Source organism: Anoxybacillus pushchinoensis (assembly GCF_900111795.1).
In the GTDB taxonomy this organism is placed as follows: Bacteria; Bacillota; Bacilli; order Bacillales; family Anoxybacillaceae; genus Anoxybacillus; species Anoxybacillus pushchinoensis.
In genome coordinates this window covers 73,294-89,354 of record NZ_FOJQ01000004.1, presented here as the reverse complement: position 1 = coordinate 89,354, position 16,061 = coordinate 73,294, and the positions used below count along the sequence as shown (strand labels likewise).

Below are 16,061 nucleotides of genomic sequence, written 5' to 3'. Positions count from 1 at the left end.
CTATCATATACAAAAGAAAGGAGGAAGGGCGATTCCTCCCCGACTTTCGCTCTCGCTTAGAAGTCGGGGTCTCCTCGCCAAAGATGATGAAAAAAGTGGGAGAACAAACAATCGTTTTTGATAACGACATTTACGTTGAATCGGTCGGTACGGTTGTAGGACCAAAAGAACGTCAAGGTCCGCTCGGTTCATCATTTGATCGGGCATACGGTGATTTATATTGCGAGGAACAAAGTTGGGAACTAGCAGAGCGGCGGCTTATGAAAGAAGCGATTACGATTTGTTTAGAAAATGGAGGCGTATCCGTTCAAGATGTCGATTTATTTATTGCAGGAGATTTACTGAATCAAACTGTTACTGCCAACTATGTAGCAAGCGAACTAAACGTTCCATTTTTAGGGGTATTTAGCGCTTGTTCAACGATAACGGAAGCGATGCTCGTTGCTGCTACATTTATTGATGGGACGTTTGCTCGGCGCGTATTAGTTGCTACAAGTAGTCACTACGGGGCAGCTGAGCGTCAGTTTCGTTTTCCGACGACAATCGGTGTGCAAAAAGGGGAAAGCGCATCATGGACAGTGACAGGGGGGGCGGCTGCGTTGTTAAGTACGACTCGTTCGCCATTTCGTATTCGTTCGGCAACGATCGGTCGCGTCGTCGATAGCGGTGTGACCGATCCGCTCGATATGGGACGAGCGATGGCACCAGCAGCGTTTACGACGATAAAGCAACATTTGGTCGATTGTGGCCTTTCTCTACAATCTTATGATGTCATTGTGACAGGAGACTTAGGAAAAGTAGGAAGTAACGAGTTCAAGTCGTTATGTGATGATGCGAACATGAACATAGGCGACCGATACACAGACTGCGGTGTGCTTATTTATGATGCAGAACAACAAGCGTTTGCAGGCGGTAGTGGCTGCGCGTGCTGTGCGGTCGTCACATATAGCTATTTTCTTCGGCAAATGAAAGAGAAAAAAATAAATACAATGCTCGTTGTGGCGACAGGTGCATTGTTCAATAGCACGATGGTGAAGCAAAGACAAACGATTCCAGCGATCGCTCATGCCATCTCAATCGAAGCGGTGATATAAGTAAGGATGGAAACGTACGTATATGCGTTTGTTGTTGGTGGAGTATTATCGTTTATTGGGCAATTATTACTGGTGAAATGGTCGTTCGTCCGTACGATGACGATACTTATATTGCTCGGTATGGTCATAGAAGTGGTCGGATGGTACACTTCGTTTCAGTCGTTAGCGCATGCAGGTGTGGAAACGACGCTTGTTCATATGGGAGCTTCTTGCATACAAGCGGTAAAAACGGGGGACTTTACAAATGTCGTCTTTTTTCTTTCTTTTCCGATTGCTGTTGCATGGGTAACCGCGTTCGTCTGTAAGCCGAGAGGAAGGATGGAATGAAAAAAAGAAAAGTGATTTTAGTAACAGATGGAGATCAGCATGTGCAACGTGCGCTTGAATGGTTAGCAAAGCAACTCGGCGGTCGCTGCATTAGCCAGTCGCAAGGAAATCCATCACGTTTAACAGGTAAACAGCTCGTCGATTTTATTTTACAGACGCCGTATGATCCTGTCTTTGTTATGTTTGACGATAGCGGTATTATTGGTGAAGGGGCAGGGGAACAGGCGCTTCGCTATGTCGCGACGCATAAACAAATCGATGTGTTAGGTGCAATTGCAGTAGCATCTGATACGAACAATCAAGAATGGACAAAAGTACATGTTTGCATCGATTACGATGGGAATTTCACCATGTACGGTGTAGATAAAGAAGGCATTTGTGAGTGGGAAGTCGGTCGAATCAATGGCGATACTGTATATTGCTTAGATGAATTATCGATTCCGATCGTCGTTGGTATTGGGGACATTGGAAAAATGAGACGTCGCGACGATATTCGCAACGGTTGTCCGATTACGAGAAAAGCAATTGAATATATTCTTGAAAGGAGTAGGCGTGATGAAAATAGAAAGTTGCATACCGATTTCTCCGAAGTTGAATGAAAATGAGCAGTTTTTTAAAGATGCGATTGGGGTCGGAACGAGCTTCGACTTAGGTGTGCGTAAATTGCACATTTTAAAAACAGATGTGCATCTATATTATTGTAACGGTCTTTGTGATACGCAATACATCATCGAACTGCTCGAAATGCTCGTTCAAGTAAACGATCGTGAGCGACAATCGGTAAAGCTGCCCGAAATCATTGAAAATCGTCTCGTTCATCAGCAAGTAAACCTTGTAAAAAGCTTAGACGAAGCGGTTGATTTTTTATTAACTGGTCTCATTTTACTATTTATTGATGGGGAAACGAAGGCGTTTGCTGTCGATGTGCGAAGTTATCCGGGTCGCTCGCCTGAGGAGCCCGATACGGAAAAAGTTGTGCGTGGCGCGCGTGACGGCTATGTTGAGAACATTGTTGTCAATACAGCGTTAACTCGGCGCCGCATTCGTGACGAAAGGCTTCGCTTCGAGATGATACAAGTTGGTGAGCGCTCGAAAACAGATATTTGTATTGCATACATTCAAGACGTAGCTGACCCGGGTCTTGTTGAATTAATTAAACAAGAGTTAAATGAAATTAAAATTGACGGGTTGACGATGGCAGACAAAACGATTGAAGAATTTTTAGTGAAACAAGGATACAATCCGTATCCGCTCGTGCGGTATACAGAGCGGCCCGATGTAGCTGCTACCCATTTATTAGAAGGGCACGTTATTATTATGGTCGATACATCGCCAAGCGTCATTATTACGCCAACAACGTATTTTCACCACGTTCAACATGCCGAAGAATATCGGCAATCCCCAGCGGTCGGAACGTTCGTACGCTGGGTGCGTTTTTTAGGCATTTTCGCATCGCTCTTTTTGTTACCACTTTGGTTTTTATTCGTACTCGATCCGTCATTGTTGCCAGAAAAGTTGTCATATATTGGTCCGAATGAAAAAACGAACATCCCTGTTTTTGTGCAACTTTTGATTGCGGATATCGGTATCGAATTTTTACGAATGGCTGCTATTCATACGCCAACGCCATTATCGACAGCGATGGGCTTAATTGCAGCCGCATTAATCGGGCAAATTGCTATTGATGTTGGGCTGTTTGTGCCGGAAGTCATTTTGTACGTATCGATTGCTGCGATCGGTTCTTTTGCTACACCGAGTTATGAATTAAGTATTGCAAATAAAATTTTCCGTCTCTTATTTTTAGTTGTTATTGCTTTGTTTGGTATACCTGGATTTATGATTGGTGTGACCGTATTTTTACTATTTCTCGCCAACATTCGCTCGTTAAATACACCATATTTATGGCCATTTATTCCGTTCGATCCGGGGGCGTTTATGCAAATTATCGTTCGACGATCCGTTGCTGGTTCTTCCATTCGACCGAGTATCGTTCATCCACAAAACAAGCAAAAACAACCGACATAAAAAGGTTGAAACGTACCAAAAATTATGGTACGTTTTCTTTAATTATTTCGGAATCATCAGGGGGATTGTATAATTATGCATGGAACGATGCAAATAAATGAACGTGGTCATTTACAAATTGGAGGTGTCGATGCGATTGAACTTGCTCGCACGTATGGGACACCGCTTTACATTTACGATGTTGCGCTTATTCGTGAGCGGGCGCGGGCGTTTAAACGAATGTTTCATAAACATGGGGTGCGTGCGCAAGTAGCGTACGCAAGCAAAGCGTTTTCGACGATAGCGATCGTACAGCTGATGGCAGAGGAAGGATTGTCGCTTGATGTAGTTTCGGGTGGCGAGTTGTACACTGCTTTAGCAGCCAGCTTCCCTGTTGAACGTATTCATTTTCATGGGAACAATAAAAGTAAAGAAGAGTTACAAATGGCGATTGAGGCGAAAATTGGTTGCATTGTTGTCGATAACTTTTACGAATTAGAGCTACTGCAACAACTTTGTTCTGCTCATGAATATACGATGCCTATTTTATTGCGCGTCACACCGGGAATTGAGGCGCATACCCACGACTATATTTTAACAGGTCAAGAAGATTCAAAGTTCGGTTTTGATTTGCATAATGGACAAGCGGATAAAGCGTTGCAGCGCGCTCTCGCTTCTTCTCATCTTCATGTGCTCGGTATTCATTGTCATATCGGTTCGCAAATTTTTGATGCGACAGGCTTTGTACTTGCAGCGAAAAAGTTGTTTGAAAAACTTTCCTCATGGCGTGATGCATACGATTTTACTGCTCAAGTTGTCAATCTCGGGGGCGGTTTTGGTATTCGTTATACGAAAGATGATGACCCGCTTGCGCCAGAACAATATGTCGAGCAAATTATTGAAGAAGTGAAGCGAAACGTTGCTCGTTTCCAACTTCCGTTTCCAGAAATTTGGATTGAGCCGGGGCGTTCGCTCGTGGGGGATGCTGGAACGACGATATATACGATCGGCTCTCGGAAAGAAGTGCCAAACGTCCGTCAATACGTCGCAGTCGATGGAGGAATGAGCGATAACATTCGCCCGGCGCTATATGAGGCAAAATATGAGGCGGTGCTAGCTAACCGTATGTACGATCATTGTGAAGAATTGGTCGCGATAGCTGGGAAATGTTGCGAATCAGGTGATATGCTCATTTGGGATTTACCGCTCCCAAAGGCGCAACCAGGAGACTACTTAGCTGTTTTTTGTACCGGTGCTTACGGATATGCGATGGCCAATAACTACAACCGCATCCCGCGGCCAGCGGTCGTATTTGTTGAAGACGGTGAGGCAGAGCTTGTCGTGAGACGTGAAACGTACGAAGATTTAATTCGACTCGACTTGCCGCTAAAAGCGAGGGTGAAAAAATAACCGAGGCGGTTGCCTCGGTTATTTTTATGCTCCAAATGCGCCGCGGAGCGCATTCCATATTTCACGTAAAATGTCAACGATGCGTTGAATGAACGTTCGACCTTCTTCAGTTTGCAAAAAGGCTGATAGCTTGTCTTTTGCTTGGGCCAACTGTTCATTTACTTGATTCCAATCGATGTTGATGTTTTTCATTTTGTTAAATAAAGAAAGTAAGCTATTGATTTCGTCTTCCGTTAACGTAATGCCAAGCTGTTGAGCGATTCGTTCAATAAGCGCACGCATGTCGGCATCAGTTTTTGGGGGATTTTTCGCAATTTCTTCTTTAATCTTTGCAAGCAACGCTACCGCTTTGTCGTTGCCGATTGATTCACCGAGTTGCGCCGTTTTCACCATTTCTTCATTCGCCACTTTTTTCACTTCATCAGGAATGACTTCGTTTGAAGAAAGTTCATACGCTTTCATTAATCCTGTCAGCGCAGCCGTTCCTGATACAGGAAATGGTGCGGTAATGTAAATGACCGCATCTTTCACCCCCGCCGTAATGAGCGCGTTCATATACATTTCTTTTGTTACCCAGTTAATGTTGTTCGTCTCGACTTGTAGCCCTGAGCCGGGCGCGCCAATAGTAATTTTAGATGATGAAATGGCTTTTGTTCCAATTTGTCCTTTCGGAATGATGCCGCCGAGATATTTATGCTCTTCCGCATTTGTAACTGTAATGATTTCAGCGCTGTCTGGTGCATTCATTTCTTTCAATATTTGTTGTTTTTGCTGCTCTGTTAAGTTTTCACCAAGCGTAATGATGACATCCCCTTCAATCGCATCAGCGAAAGTAATCGATGGAATAATAAACAACAATAGAGTAAATATCGTAAACCACTTTTTCACCATGAAAGCCTCCTTCTTTTTTCCTCTGTACTGTACTATTGTACAAATATTTGCGTGAACATAGAAGCGAAATATAGTAAAATGAAGCTACATTTGTTTTTACGATAGAAAGGTGGCGAAAGTTTCAATGAAGAAAAAAGGTTATATCATGATGGAGAACGGTGGAAAGGTGGAGTTTGAACTATTTCCAAACGAAGCGCCAAAGACGGTAGCGAACTTTGAAAAACTAGCGAATGAAGGGTTTTATAACGGATTGACATTTCATCGTGTCATTAAACGGTTTGTGAGCCAAGGTGGCTGCCCGATTGGAAACGGAACAGGCGATGCAGGATACACCATCCCGTGTGAAACGGACAACAATCCGCATAAACATATTGAAGGGGCGATGTCGATGGCGCACCGTGGTCGAGATACGGGAAGCTGTCAATTTTTCATTTGTCACGAGCCGCAACCACATTTAGACGGTGTACATACAGTGTTCGGACAAGTGACTAGTGGAATGGACGTTGTCAAAGCGATGAAAAATGGTGATGTGATGAAAGAAGTAAAAGTGTGGGACGAACAATAGTGAAAAGGAAGGATGGGAGATGAAAAAAAATTGGTTATTGTTTTTCCTCCTTTTGCTCGTTAGCTTCGTTTGGGGAGCGGCGTATTGGCTGTTTATTGCAAAATAATAGACATTTCGTTTTATTGTGCTATAATGAATAAAAATGGAATATACGCATCCTTCGGGGCAGGGTGAAATTCCCGACCGGCGGTAATGAAACGTACGTTTCTCAGCCCGCGAGCCGTTAAGGCATGATCCGGTGCGATTCCGGAGCCGACAGTATAGTCTGGATGGGAGAAGGATTGCCGAAAACTCACGCCACTTATTCCACTTATTTGGAAAATAACGGTCGGCGATGGGTTATTTTTCTATGCGAAAAAGGCGATCTTTTATATACATCTTGCCCTAGGACGTTGTTCCTAGGGTTTTTATGTTATACAGGAAAGGTGGTGCAAAATGGACGAACGATATATGCGCTTAGCATTACAGCTAGCTGAAACAGCGCGTGGTCAAACGTCTCCAAACCCACTTGTCGGTGCGGTCGTTGTAAAAGATGGCGAAGTTGTCGGTTTTGGAGCGCATTTGAAAGCAGGAGAGCCACATGCGGAAGTGCATGCGCTGCGTATGGCAGGCGCGAAAGCGGAAGGTGCAACTGTTTATGTGACGCTTGAGCCGTGCAGTCATTATGGGAGAACGCCACCATGTGCCGATTTGTTAATTGAAAAAAAGGTGAAGCGCGTTGTCGTGGCGACAACAGATCCGAATCCACTCGTCGCGGGAAAAGGTATTGAAAAATTAAGGCGAGCGGGAATTGATGTGACCGTCGGGGTGTTGAAAGAAGAAGCGGATGTGTTAAACGAAATGTTTTTTCACTATATCTCAACGAAAACCCCGTATGTGACATTAAAATATGCGATGAGTTTAGATGGGAAAATTGCCACGAAAACGGGAGAAAGCAAGTGGATTACGTCTGAAGAGGCGCGTCGCGATGTGCATCGTGAGCGAAAGCAGCACGACGCGATCGTTGTCGGCGTCGGCACCATTTTAGCAGATAATCCGAGCTTAACCGTTCGATTTGGTCACGAAGGAAAACAGCCGATTCGAGTTGTGCTCGATACACATTTGCGCACACCGCTTCAAGCGAACATCGTAACAGACAACATGGCGCCAACATGGATTGTCGTCGGGCATCATGTGACGGAAGACCAAATGAAGCCGTATGAACAAACGGGAGTACAATTCATTCGTATGAATGAACATACGATTCATATTCCATCTCTTTTACGTGAACTTGGTAAGCGCAACGTCATGTCCATATTCGTTGAAGGTGGAGCGCATGTGCATGGAAGCTTTTTATCTTCTTGCTCTGTTCAACAAGTCATCGCTTATGTCGCCCCGACGTTGATCGGTGGCAACGAAGCCCCTTCAGCAATCGGTGGGGAAGGTTTTGGTCGAATGATGGATGCGCTTCGCTTGCAAGTGAAACATGTTGAGATGATCGGATCGGATATTAAAATCGTTGCTAAAGGATGATCGCCATGTTTACAGGAATTATTGAAGAAATAGGAACCATTCAACAAATGAAACAAACAGGTGATGCGATCGTTTTTACGATCGGAGCGCATAAAGTGCTACAAGATGTGCAGCTCGGTGACAGCATTGCAGTGAACGGTGTTTGTTTAACTGTCACATCGTTTACAAATCGCTTCTTTACAGTTGATGTCATGCCGGAGACGGTGCGTGCAACGTCATTAAAAACGCTGACGGTAGGAGCGAAAGTCAATTTAGAACGGGCGATGGCGGCGAACGGTCGTTTTGGCGGTCACTTCGTTTCTGGGCATGTCGATGGTGTTGGACGTATCGTTCGCAAACAACCTGTCGCTAACGCGGTGTATTATGACATTGAAGTGCCGGGTCATTTGCGCAAATACATGATTTTAAAAGGTTCTGTTGCGGTTGACGGCACAAGTTTAACGATTTTCGGTTTAACGGATCGAACGTTTACGATTTCACTCATTCCGCATACGCAAGAAGCGACGATTTTAGGGGCAAAAAAGGTTGGCGATATCGTCAATATTGAATGTGACATCATTGGTAAGTATGTAGAACAGTTCGTTGCCGGTAAGCATGACGGGTTGACGTTGCAATTTTTGCAAGAGCACGGATATAAGGAGTGAGCGAAATGTTTCATACAATTGAAGAGGCGATTTATGATTTAATGCAAGGAAAAATTATTATCGTTTGTGATGATGAAGATCGTGAAAACGAAGGCGATTTTGTGGCGCTTGCAGAAAAAGCAACGCCGGAAGTAATCAACTTTATGATTACGCACGGTCGCGGTCTCGTTTGTGTGCCGATTACAGAAGAATTGGCCGATCGGCTCGATTTAGCACCGATGGTCAATCATAATACAGATGCGCACGGCACAGCGTTTACCGTCAGCATCGACCATAAAGCAACGACGACGGGCATTAGCGCGTTTGAGCGCTCGTTGACGATTCAAGAAATGTTAAATCCAGAAGCGAAAGCAAGCGATTTTAAAAGACCAGGGCATATTTTTCCGCTTGTGGCGAAAAAAGGTGGCGTGTTGCGGCGGGCAGGTCATACGGAAGCCGCTGTAGACTTAGCTCGTCTTTGTGGGGCAAAGCCAGCAGGAGTCATTTGTGAAATTATAAAAGATGATGGGACGATGGCGCGTGTGCCTGATTTAAAACAAATAGCGGAAACATTTGATATGAAAATGATTACGATTAAAGATTTAATCGCATATCGCAATCGGAAAGAAAAATTGATTAAACGTGAAGTGGAAATTTCGTTGCCGACCGATTTTGGCGAGTTCAAAGTGATTGGATATTCCAACACGTTAGACGGTAAGGAACATATCGCAATTGTGAAGGGAGAAATCATTCCAGATGAGCCAGTGCTCGTGCGCGTCCATTCGGAATGCTTAACAGGGGACGTGTTCGGTTCGCATCGTTGCGATTGTGGTCCTCAACTTCATGCAGCGTTAGCGCAAATTGAAGAAGAAGGTCGTGGAGTGTTGTTATATATGCGCCAAGAAGGTCGCGGTATCGGCTTGTTAAACAAATTGCGCGCATATAAGTTGCAAGAGCAAGGCTATGATACGGTCGAGGCAAACGAAAAGCTCGGCTTCGCCCCAGACTTGCGCGACTATGGAATTGGCGCGCAAATTTTAAAAGATTTAGGTGTGACAAAAATGCGCTTATTGACGAACAATCCGCGCAAAATTACTGGGTTAAAAGGATACGGATTAGAAGTTGTTGAGCGTGTTCCGCTACAAATGCCAGCGAAGCGCCATAACGAGCGCTATTTGCGGACAAAATACGAAAAACTAGGACATATGTTGCATCTTTAAGGAGGAGAATGGCATGAACGTATATGAAGGAAATTTAGTTGGAACAGGGTTAAAAGTCGGAATTGTCGTTGCGAGATTTAATGAGTTTATTACAAGCAAGTTGCTCGGTGGTGCGCTCGATGGCTTGAAACGTCACGGGGTAGCGGAACATGATATCGACGTCGCTTGGGTGCCAGGTGCGTTTGAAATTCCGCTTGTAGCGAAAAAAATGGCAGAGTCGAAAAAATATGATGCAGTGATTACACTTGGTGCAGTTATTCGCGGGGCAACGAGCCATTACGATTACGTATGTAATGAAGTGGCGAAAGGAACGTCCCATGCTGCCCTTTCTTCAGGTGTACCGGTCATTTTTGGGGTGCTGACGACAGATACGATTGAACAGGCAATTGAACGGGCTGGGACGAAAGCAGGAAATAAAGGATGGGAGGCAGCATTAAGCGCCATCGAAATGGCGAATGTGATGCGTACATTTTCTTAAGTAAGTAAATAGTCAATATATGATCGCGATAAAAAAGGTTTAAAAAAGCGACAAGACCGTTTATAATAGCAATAGCGAGTAAACAATAAGTCTTGTCGATAATGAGGGATTCATATGCTAGTTCGCTATCGAAAAAACTATGAGAAAATTGCCATGGGTCTTTTGTCGTTTATGCCAAACGAAAAAGACTTAAAGCAGCTTCAACAAACGATGAAAAATTATGAGACAAACGACGATTGGCAGCTGTTTCTATGGAAAGAAGGAGAAGATTTTATCGGCATTATTGGTGCGATTGTGCGCGAACATGCGGTTGAAGTGCAACATATTAGCGTTAATCCGTCCCATCGCCATCAAGGAATTGGGAAGCAAATGGTGAAAGCGTTAAAAGAATTGTATCCAAATCAGACGTTATGTGCCAATGACATGACCGCTCCATTTTTGGATAAATGTGAATAATGACAGGGATCAACGTCCCTGTCTTTTTTGTTTTTGCCGTTCTCGCTCAGCGATGACGTCGCTTCGGTCGCGCAACATATGTTTATGAATGATATATTCGTTTGACATGTCGCTTTTTTTTCCCCATATTAGCCCTTTTTGTTCGCATTGTCGTTGGCATATATGTAAGAGCGAACGATCGACAATAGGTAAACAAGCACTTTCATACGTCTCCCTATTATCCATTCGTCTTATATATGTATGAATGAGAGCTAGCAGTTGCTCAGCATGAATGCCTAGCGATTCGTACGCCTGCTTTTCTTTTTCACATGCGTTTACCGCTTTCGTTAACATTCGTCTTGCTCCAGCGATATTTCCTCGGCGATAATGGTACATTCCGACAGCGAGCTGAATAAGCCCGATCCATACCTGTTCATTCGTTCGTTTCCAATGTTCTTCTAACACTTCATGGCATTCAAAATAATCGCGCGTCGCGTGAAAGTGAAGTAAATAGTCGATATATGCCTTCGGATACAATATAATGCCCCCTTTTTTTCGTATGCTTATCTGTATTATACTATTAGTTATGAATAAAGGTGGGATTGATGTGCACTATCATGTGAAATTAGATCAATTTGAAGGGCCGCTTGATTTATTGCTCCATTTAATTCATCGGTATGAAATTGATATTTATGATATTCCTGTTGCACAAATTACGGAGCAGTATATGGCTTATATTCATGCGATGCAAGAATTGCAGCTCGATGTAGCGAGCGAGTATTTAGTGATGGCAGCAACACTCATTGAAATGAAAAGCAAAATGTTGTTGCCGAAACATGAAGATACACTGGAAGACGACATATTTATTCCAGAAGAAGATCCACGTGAACAATTAATGCAACAGTTAATTGAGTATAAAAAGTTTAAAGAAGCGGCGAAACAGTTGCGCGAGCGAGAAGAAGAGCGCGCGCTTTTATTTACGAAGCCGCCAAGCGATTTAACCGCTTATGCGAAAAACGGTGCGCCGCTTGCTCTCGATGTCGATGTATACGATATGCTTGGGGCGTTGGCGAAGTTGTTGCGGCGCAAAAAGTTACAAAAGCCGCTTCATACGAAAGTAGCACGTCAAGAAATTCCGATCGGACAGCGGATGGAAGAAATTATATATATATTAAAAAGCGGGGAACGAATGAACTTTTACGATTTATTTCCGTATGACGATCGCGAGCAAATTGTCGTGACGTTTTTAGCGTTGCTTGAACTGATGAAACGAAACGAAATCATTGTCGAGCAAGAAAGCAATTTTGCTGATTTATACATTCGACGAAAAGGTGATTGAGATGAATGAATTCGCAGTAATTGAGGCGTTATTGTTCGCGGCAGGTGAAGAAGGATTGACGTATAAGCAATTAGCTGATGTACTCGATGTAGAGGAAGAGCGAGTATATGAGCTTATTCAACGAGCGAAAGACATGTATGATGTAGATGAGCGCGGGATTATGATCGTGGAAATGGCAGGGACGCTTCAGCTTGCAACGAAAAAACAATGTGCGCCGTATTTACAAAAGCTTGTCGAGTCACCAACGACATCATCGTTGTCACAAGCTGCGCTTGAAACGTTAGCGATCATCGCCTATCGCCAACCGATTACGCGCGCAGAAATTGAACAAATTCGCGGCGTGAAAAGCGACAAACCGCTTCAAACCCTATTAGGAAAAGCGTTAATTAAAGAAGTCGGTCGTGCAGAAGGAACAGGTCGTCCAATTTTATACGGGACAACGAAAGAGTTTTTAGATTATTTTGGTTTAAAAACATTAGACGAACTTCCACCTCTCCCAGAATGGGACGAGCAAGAGGAAGAACGCGAAGCCGACTTATTTTTCGAACGTCTAAACGAACAACTGCAAGAAGCGGGCGAACAGCGGTGACTGAGCCTGAAAAAACAGGTATCTTTGTGTGCCTGTTTTTTCTTTTTTTATAGGAATGATAAAATTTTTCGCATGATTCATAATTTATGGTAAAATAAATGTAGCTTCGTTGTTGGAAAAAGGGGTGTATTGTTTGTGAAAATTATTTCTTGTCATGGCTATGAACTGCAAAAAGCACAGCCGAATACGTCGGAAGATTTTTTTAACCGTTCGGAAGTGACGTTTGTTGACGACGATGGAACAGAGCGAACGTTGCATGTGCTATATGTTCGTTATTTTGATGAACGTTTTTTTGAATGGACGCCTTATGAACAAGATCCTGTATTTCAAGCAAGTGGGAAAGACGTATATTTTAAAGACATTGTCGCGCTCGTCTGTTTGCTCGTCGATCCATCACTTCGGACGCGAAAACGTGTATATGTAAGTGAGGAAGAAGAGCTTCGTCGCTATTTTTCATCGATCGACTTCGCCAAACTGCCGGAAGTTTTTGAGTCGCTTGCGAAGCAACAAGCGTACGATGTGAAATCACCGCTTTTATTTATTGCACAACCGTAAAAAAGGGAGGATGCATATGGGCAACACTATTGTTTTGAATCAAACGAAGCAAGTCGAGCAATTGTTGAGTCGCATTGTCGAGCAAATTACTCGTTATTTAAACGAAACGACGATTGAACGAATGCAGGCGGAATGTGCGGGCGATCGTCACTATTATGAAGGGGTGCTTTCGGATTTACGCCGTTTAGCCGTATATGGTGAAGAGGGAATTGACGCATGTCGCATCGTCCTTCAAGAAGAGCCGTTTCGAAAAGCTGCCGCGGAACAAGCGTTATACAAAATTTATCATTCATGTGTGGCGGAATTTTTTACGCCAAAACGCGATTTATGGTATGAAGATAGTCGCTCAGCGTATACAGGAAGACATTCAATTAAATTGAGACAACCTGCTCCTCCATCGTTACAACAATTGCTCCATGCGATTGAGGCTGATTTTCAAACGATGCGGGAAGAACTCGAATTTTATGAAACAGACTACCGAACAAAAATGATTCAATCGCAATAAGAAGCTGCGTGTGTCAGCTTCTTTTTTTTGTTGCATATGATGCCGAGGGAGGTGGGAGTATGCAACAATATATTCATAACGTGTAAGCGTGGCTTGAGCGTGTAAAGTCATTTGTAGAGGAAGAGGTGGTTGACGAATTAAAGGTGGAACTCGGAACGGGGAGATGTCGCGCGACGATTTGTAAAAGCAAAAGACCGCGTCATGTAGCGGTCTTTTTGTCATACATCATTGACTGGCGCATACACTTGTACAAAACGGACAAAGGGATGAGAGTGTATGCGACGGCAATGGTTCATATGGATGATCGTGCTTTGTTTTTTTTGTTCGCTTTTTCCGAATGAAGCGAAGGCGATGTCGGTTAGTGCGAAAAGCGCGATTTTAATGGAACAAACGACAGGACGAGTGCTATTTGAAAAAGATGCCCATACGAAACGACGCATTGCGAGCATTACAAAAATTATGACCGCCATTTTAGCGATTGAATCAGGAAAATGGGAAGAGATTGTGACAGTAAGTGAACGGGCGGTTCGCACAGAAGGGTCCTCTATTTATTTGAAACAAGGGGAGAAAATTGCGCTCAAACATTTAGTATATGGGCTCATGCTTCGTTCTGGAAATGATGCAGCGGTGGCAATCGCTGAACACGTGGGTGGCAGCGTTGAAGGGTTTGTCTTTTTAATGAACGAAAAAGCAGCGGAAATCGGGATGACAAATACACAATTTGCGAATCCGCACGGGTTAGACGATGCCGAAAACCATTATTCCACTGCGTATGATATGGCGCTACTTATGCGATATGCAATGCAAAATGAACAATTTCGCAAAGTGTCGGGAACGAAATTGTATCGTGCCCCAAATCCGACGGAAGATTGGGATCGGGTTTGGCGTAACAAAAATAAGTTATTGACGCATTTATATGAATATTGTACAGGTGGAAAAACAGGCTATACGAAGCGGGCGAAGCGCACATTAGTGACAACTGCTTCAAAAGATGGTCTTGAACTGATTGCAGTCACCATTAACGCAGGGGACGATTGGAACGATCATATTGCTATGTATGAGCACGGATTTGCGAATTATGAACTTGTGACGATTAAAGCAGATACGATTGTGAAAGATATGGACGATCCTTTTTATGATCATCATTTGTTTGTTGCACGCGATTTTATATATCCGGTCACAAAAAAAGAAGAGTCGTTAATTCGTTTAGAGCGAAAATTGCTTCGTCCACAAGAGAGCTGGAAAGAGACAGGCGTGCCGTCTGTCGTTGGAAGGGCTGAGCTATACATCGGAAACGAAAAAGTTGACGACACCCCTATTTTTTATAAGCAGGAAAAGAAAAAGCGTTCTTTTTTTGATTGGCTGTTAGGGGTGGGCAGCGATGGTTAATCTCATTTGGGTTGCGCTTTTAATTATTGGGCTCGTATTTGCTACGATAAACGGCACGATCAAAGATGTGAATGAGGCGATGTTTCAAGGGGCGAAAGAAGCGGTGACAATTAGCATTGGGCTTATTAGCGTGCTCGTTTTTTGGCTCGGTTTAATGAAAATTGCCGAACAGTCTGGGCTACTTTCGTTTTTTGCCCGTTTGTTTCGACCAATTGCCAAAAAAATTTTTCCGGAAGTGCCGCCTGACCACCCTGCGCTCGGGTATATATTATCGAACATGATCGCAAATATGTTTGGGCTCGGCAATGCTGCGACTCCCCTTGGCATTAAAGCGATGGAGCAATTGAAGCAATTAAACGGTCAAACAGACGAACCGAGCCGTTCGATGATCACGTTTGTCGCTTTAAATACGGCAAGCATTACACTTATTCCGGCAACGGTCATATCGATTCGAATGACATATCAATCCGCTTCTCCCGGGGAAATTATCGGCACAACGTTTGTTGCCTCGCTTATTGCAACTATATCAGCCATTATGATCGACCGTGCATTTTACATACGGAGGCGGAAAAAAGGAGGACTGTGATGCACGTTATTCAATTTTTATCGCTTTGGCTCATTCCAACGTTAATTGCGTGCATTTTGTTGCACGGAACGTACAAACGTGTACCGACTTATGAAGCGTTTGTTGAAGGGGGAAAGGAAGGGATTCAAATCGCCTTTTCTCTCATTCCGTATTTAGTTGGTATGCTCGTTGCTGTTTCTGTTTTTCGCGCTTCCGGTGCGCTTGATTTTTTTATTTCATATATAAAACCGTTCATCGTCCCGCTCGGACTGCCGTCTGAAGTCGTTCCGCTTGCGATCATCCGTCCGATCTCAGGCACCGCTTCGCTCGGAATCGTTACTGATTTAATCGCGACGTATGGTCCAGACTCATTTATCGGGCGATTAGCCTCTACGATTCAAGGAAGTACAGAAACGACGTTATACGTGCTCACCGTTTACTTCGGTGCTGTCGGCATACGCAAAATGGGCGATGCATTAAAAGTCGGCCTGCTTGCTGACTTTGTTAGCTTTATCGTATCATTTGTTGTTGTATTATGGATGTTTGGAAAGTGAAGCGGT

20 protein-coding genes and 1 riboswitch are annotated in these 16,061 nt (G+C 43.8%); of the genes, 18 read left to right on the top strand and 2 right to left on the bottom strand.

Going from position 1 to position 16,061, the window contains the following annotated elements; all coding sequences use genetic code 11:
* Window positions 1–86: 86 nt before the first annotated feature.
* The 5 genes from spoVAD (at window position 87) to lysA (ending at window position 4,835) form a co-directional block, all read left to right on the top strand.
* Window positions 87–1,094, top strand: coding sequence for a stage V sporulation protein AD (gene spoVAD, locus BM213_RS02445; RefSeq protein ID WP_091700541.1), 1,008 nt, complete (start codon window positions 87–89; stop codon window positions 1,092–1,094).
* A gap of 6 nt (window positions 1,095–1,100) precedes the next feature.
* Window positions 1,101–1,421: a SpoVA/SpoVAEb family sporulation membrane protein gene (locus BM213_RS02440; protein WP_091700532.1), complete on the top strand. Its 321-nt coding sequence runs from the start codon at window positions 1,101–1,103 to the stop codon at window positions 1,419–1,421.
* Window positions 1,418–2,020: a stage V sporulation protein SpoVABEA gene (spoVAEA, locus tag BM213_RS02435; RefSeq protein WP_091700530.1), complete on the top strand. Its 603-nt coding sequence runs from the start codon at window positions 1,418–1,420 to the stop codon at window positions 2,018–2,020. Before BM213_RS02440 ends, spoVAEA begins: the two co-directional genes overlap by 4 nt.
* The gene (locus BM213_RS02430) at window positions 1,977–3,446 is read left to right on the top strand and encodes a spore germination protein (protein WP_091700528.1); all 1,470 of its coding nucleotides are present in this window, start codon (window positions 1,977–1,979) and stop codon (window positions 3,444–3,446) included. Before spoVAEA ends, BM213_RS02430 begins: the two co-directional genes overlap by 44 nt.
* Before the next feature lie 69 nt (window positions 3,447–3,515).
* Window positions 3,516–4,835, top strand: a complete 1,320-nt coding sequence (gene lysA, locus BM213_RS02425; protein ID WP_091700526.1) for a diaminopimelate decarboxylase — start codon at window positions 3,516–3,518, stop codon at window positions 4,833–4,835.
* A gap of 24 nt (window positions 4,836–4,859) precedes the next feature.
* Here lysA and BM213_RS02420 read toward each other — a convergent pair whose 3' ends face one another.
* Window positions 4,860–5,726: a DUF1002 domain-containing protein gene (locus tag BM213_RS02420; RefSeq protein WP_091700524.1), complete on the bottom strand. Its 867-nt coding sequence runs from the start codon at window positions 5,724–5,726 to the stop codon at window positions 4,860–4,862.
* Window positions 5,727–5,850: 124 nt separating this feature from the next.
* Between BM213_RS02420 and BM213_RS02415 the strand changes: the two genes are divergently transcribed.
* From BM213_RS02415 to BM213_RS02390, 6 genes are all read left to right on the top strand, one after another.
* Complete coding sequence (locus BM213_RS02415; protein ID WP_091700522.1) at window positions 5,851–6,291, top strand: peptidylprolyl isomerase; 441 nt, start codon at window positions 5,851–5,853, stop codon at window positions 6,289–6,291.
* Between the two features lie 152 nt (window positions 6,292–6,443).
* Window positions 6,444–6,576, top strand: a riboswitch (FMN riboswitch).
* 150 nt (window positions 6,577–6,726) lie between these two features.
* Complete coding sequence (gene ribD / locus BM213_RS02410; protein ID WP_091700518.1) at window positions 6,727–7,803, top strand: bifunctional diaminohydroxyphosphoribosylaminopyrimidine deaminase/5-amino-6-(5-phosphoribosylamino)uracil reductase RibD; 1,077 nt, start codon at window positions 6,727–6,729, stop codon at window positions 7,801–7,803.
* A 5-nt stretch (window positions 7,804–7,808) separates the two neighbouring features.
* A complete protein-coding gene (gene ribE / locus BM213_RS02405) occupies window positions 7,809–8,447 on the top strand; it encodes a riboflavin synthase (RefSeq protein ID WP_091700516.1) in 639 nt (212 codons plus the stop codon).
* 5 nt (window positions 8,448–8,452) lie between these two features.
* Complete coding sequence (locus BM213_RS02400) at window positions 8,453–9,646, top strand: bifunctional 3,4-dihydroxy-2-butanone-4-phosphate synthase/GTP cyclohydrolase II (protein WP_091700514.1); 1,194 nt, start codon at window positions 8,453–8,455, stop codon at window positions 9,644–9,646.
* A gap of 13 nt (window positions 9,647–9,659) precedes the next feature.
* Complete coding sequence (gene ribH / locus BM213_RS02395) at window positions 9,660–10,124, top strand: 6,7-dimethyl-8-ribityllumazine synthase (RefSeq protein WP_091700512.1); 465 nt, start codon at window positions 9,660–9,662, stop codon at window positions 10,122–10,124.
* 114 nt (window positions 10,125–10,238) lie between these two features.
* Entirely contained in the window at window positions 10,239–10,580 is a 342-nt protein-coding gene (locus tag BM213_RS02390; RefSeq protein WP_091700510.1) for a GNAT family N-acetyltransferase, read from the top strand.
* A 9-nt stretch (window positions 10,581–10,589) separates the two neighbouring features.
* On the opposite strand, the gene BM213_RS02385 is transcribed toward BM213_RS02390, so the two are convergent.
* A complete protein-coding gene (locus BM213_RS02385) occupies window positions 10,590–11,096 on the bottom strand; it encodes a DUF309 domain-containing protein (protein ID WP_091700508.1) in 507 nt (168 codons plus the stop codon).
* A gap of 70 nt (window positions 11,097–11,166) precedes the next feature.
* Between BM213_RS02385 and BM213_RS02380 the strand changes: the two genes are divergently transcribed.
* The 7 genes from BM213_RS02380 to BM213_RS02350 all read left to right on the top strand — a co-directional run bounded on the left by BM213_RS02380 (window position 11,167) and on the right by BM213_RS02350 (window position 16,055).
* On the top strand, window positions 11,167–11,898 hold the full coding sequence (locus BM213_RS02380; protein WP_244149163.1) for a segregation/condensation protein A: 732 nt from the start codon (window positions 11,167–11,169) through the stop codon (window positions 11,896–11,898).
* A gap of 1 nt (window position 11,899) precedes the next feature.
* Window positions 11,900–12,487: an SMC-Scp complex subunit ScpB gene (gene scpB, locus BM213_RS02375; protein WP_091700506.1), complete on the top strand. Its 588-nt coding sequence runs from the start codon at window positions 11,900–11,902 to the stop codon at window positions 12,485–12,487.
* A gap of 135 nt (window positions 12,488–12,622) precedes the next feature.
* The gene (locus tag BM213_RS02370; protein ID WP_091700504.1) at window positions 12,623–13,042 is read left to right on the top strand and encodes a hypothetical protein; all 420 of its coding nucleotides are present in this window, start codon (window positions 12,623–12,625) and stop codon (window positions 13,040–13,042) included.
* A 16-nt stretch (window positions 13,043–13,058) separates the two neighbouring features.
* The gene (locus BM213_RS02365; protein WP_208601853.1) at window positions 13,059–13,547 is read left to right on the top strand and encodes a YpuI family protein; all 489 of its coding nucleotides are present in this window, start codon (window positions 13,059–13,061) and stop codon (window positions 13,545–13,547) included.
* Between the two features lie 276 nt (window positions 13,548–13,823).
* On the top strand, window positions 13,824–14,936 hold the full coding sequence (locus BM213_RS02360; protein ID WP_091700501.1) for a D-alanyl-D-alanine carboxypeptidase family protein: 1,113 nt from the start codon (window positions 13,824–13,826) through the stop codon (window positions 14,934–14,936).
* On the top strand, window positions 14,929–15,522 hold the full coding sequence (locus tag BM213_RS02355; RefSeq protein WP_003394414.1) for a nucleoside recognition domain-containing protein: 594 nt from the start codon (window positions 14,929–14,931) through the stop codon (window positions 15,520–15,522). The genes BM213_RS02360 and BM213_RS02355 overlap by 8 nt, the downstream gene beginning before the upstream one ends.
* A complete protein-coding gene (locus tag BM213_RS02350; protein WP_091700498.1) occupies window positions 15,522–16,055 on the top strand; it encodes a spore maturation protein in 534 nt (177 codons plus the stop codon). The genes BM213_RS02355 and BM213_RS02350 overlap by 1 nt, the downstream gene beginning before the upstream one ends.
* Window positions 16,056–16,061: the final 6 nt, after the last annotated feature.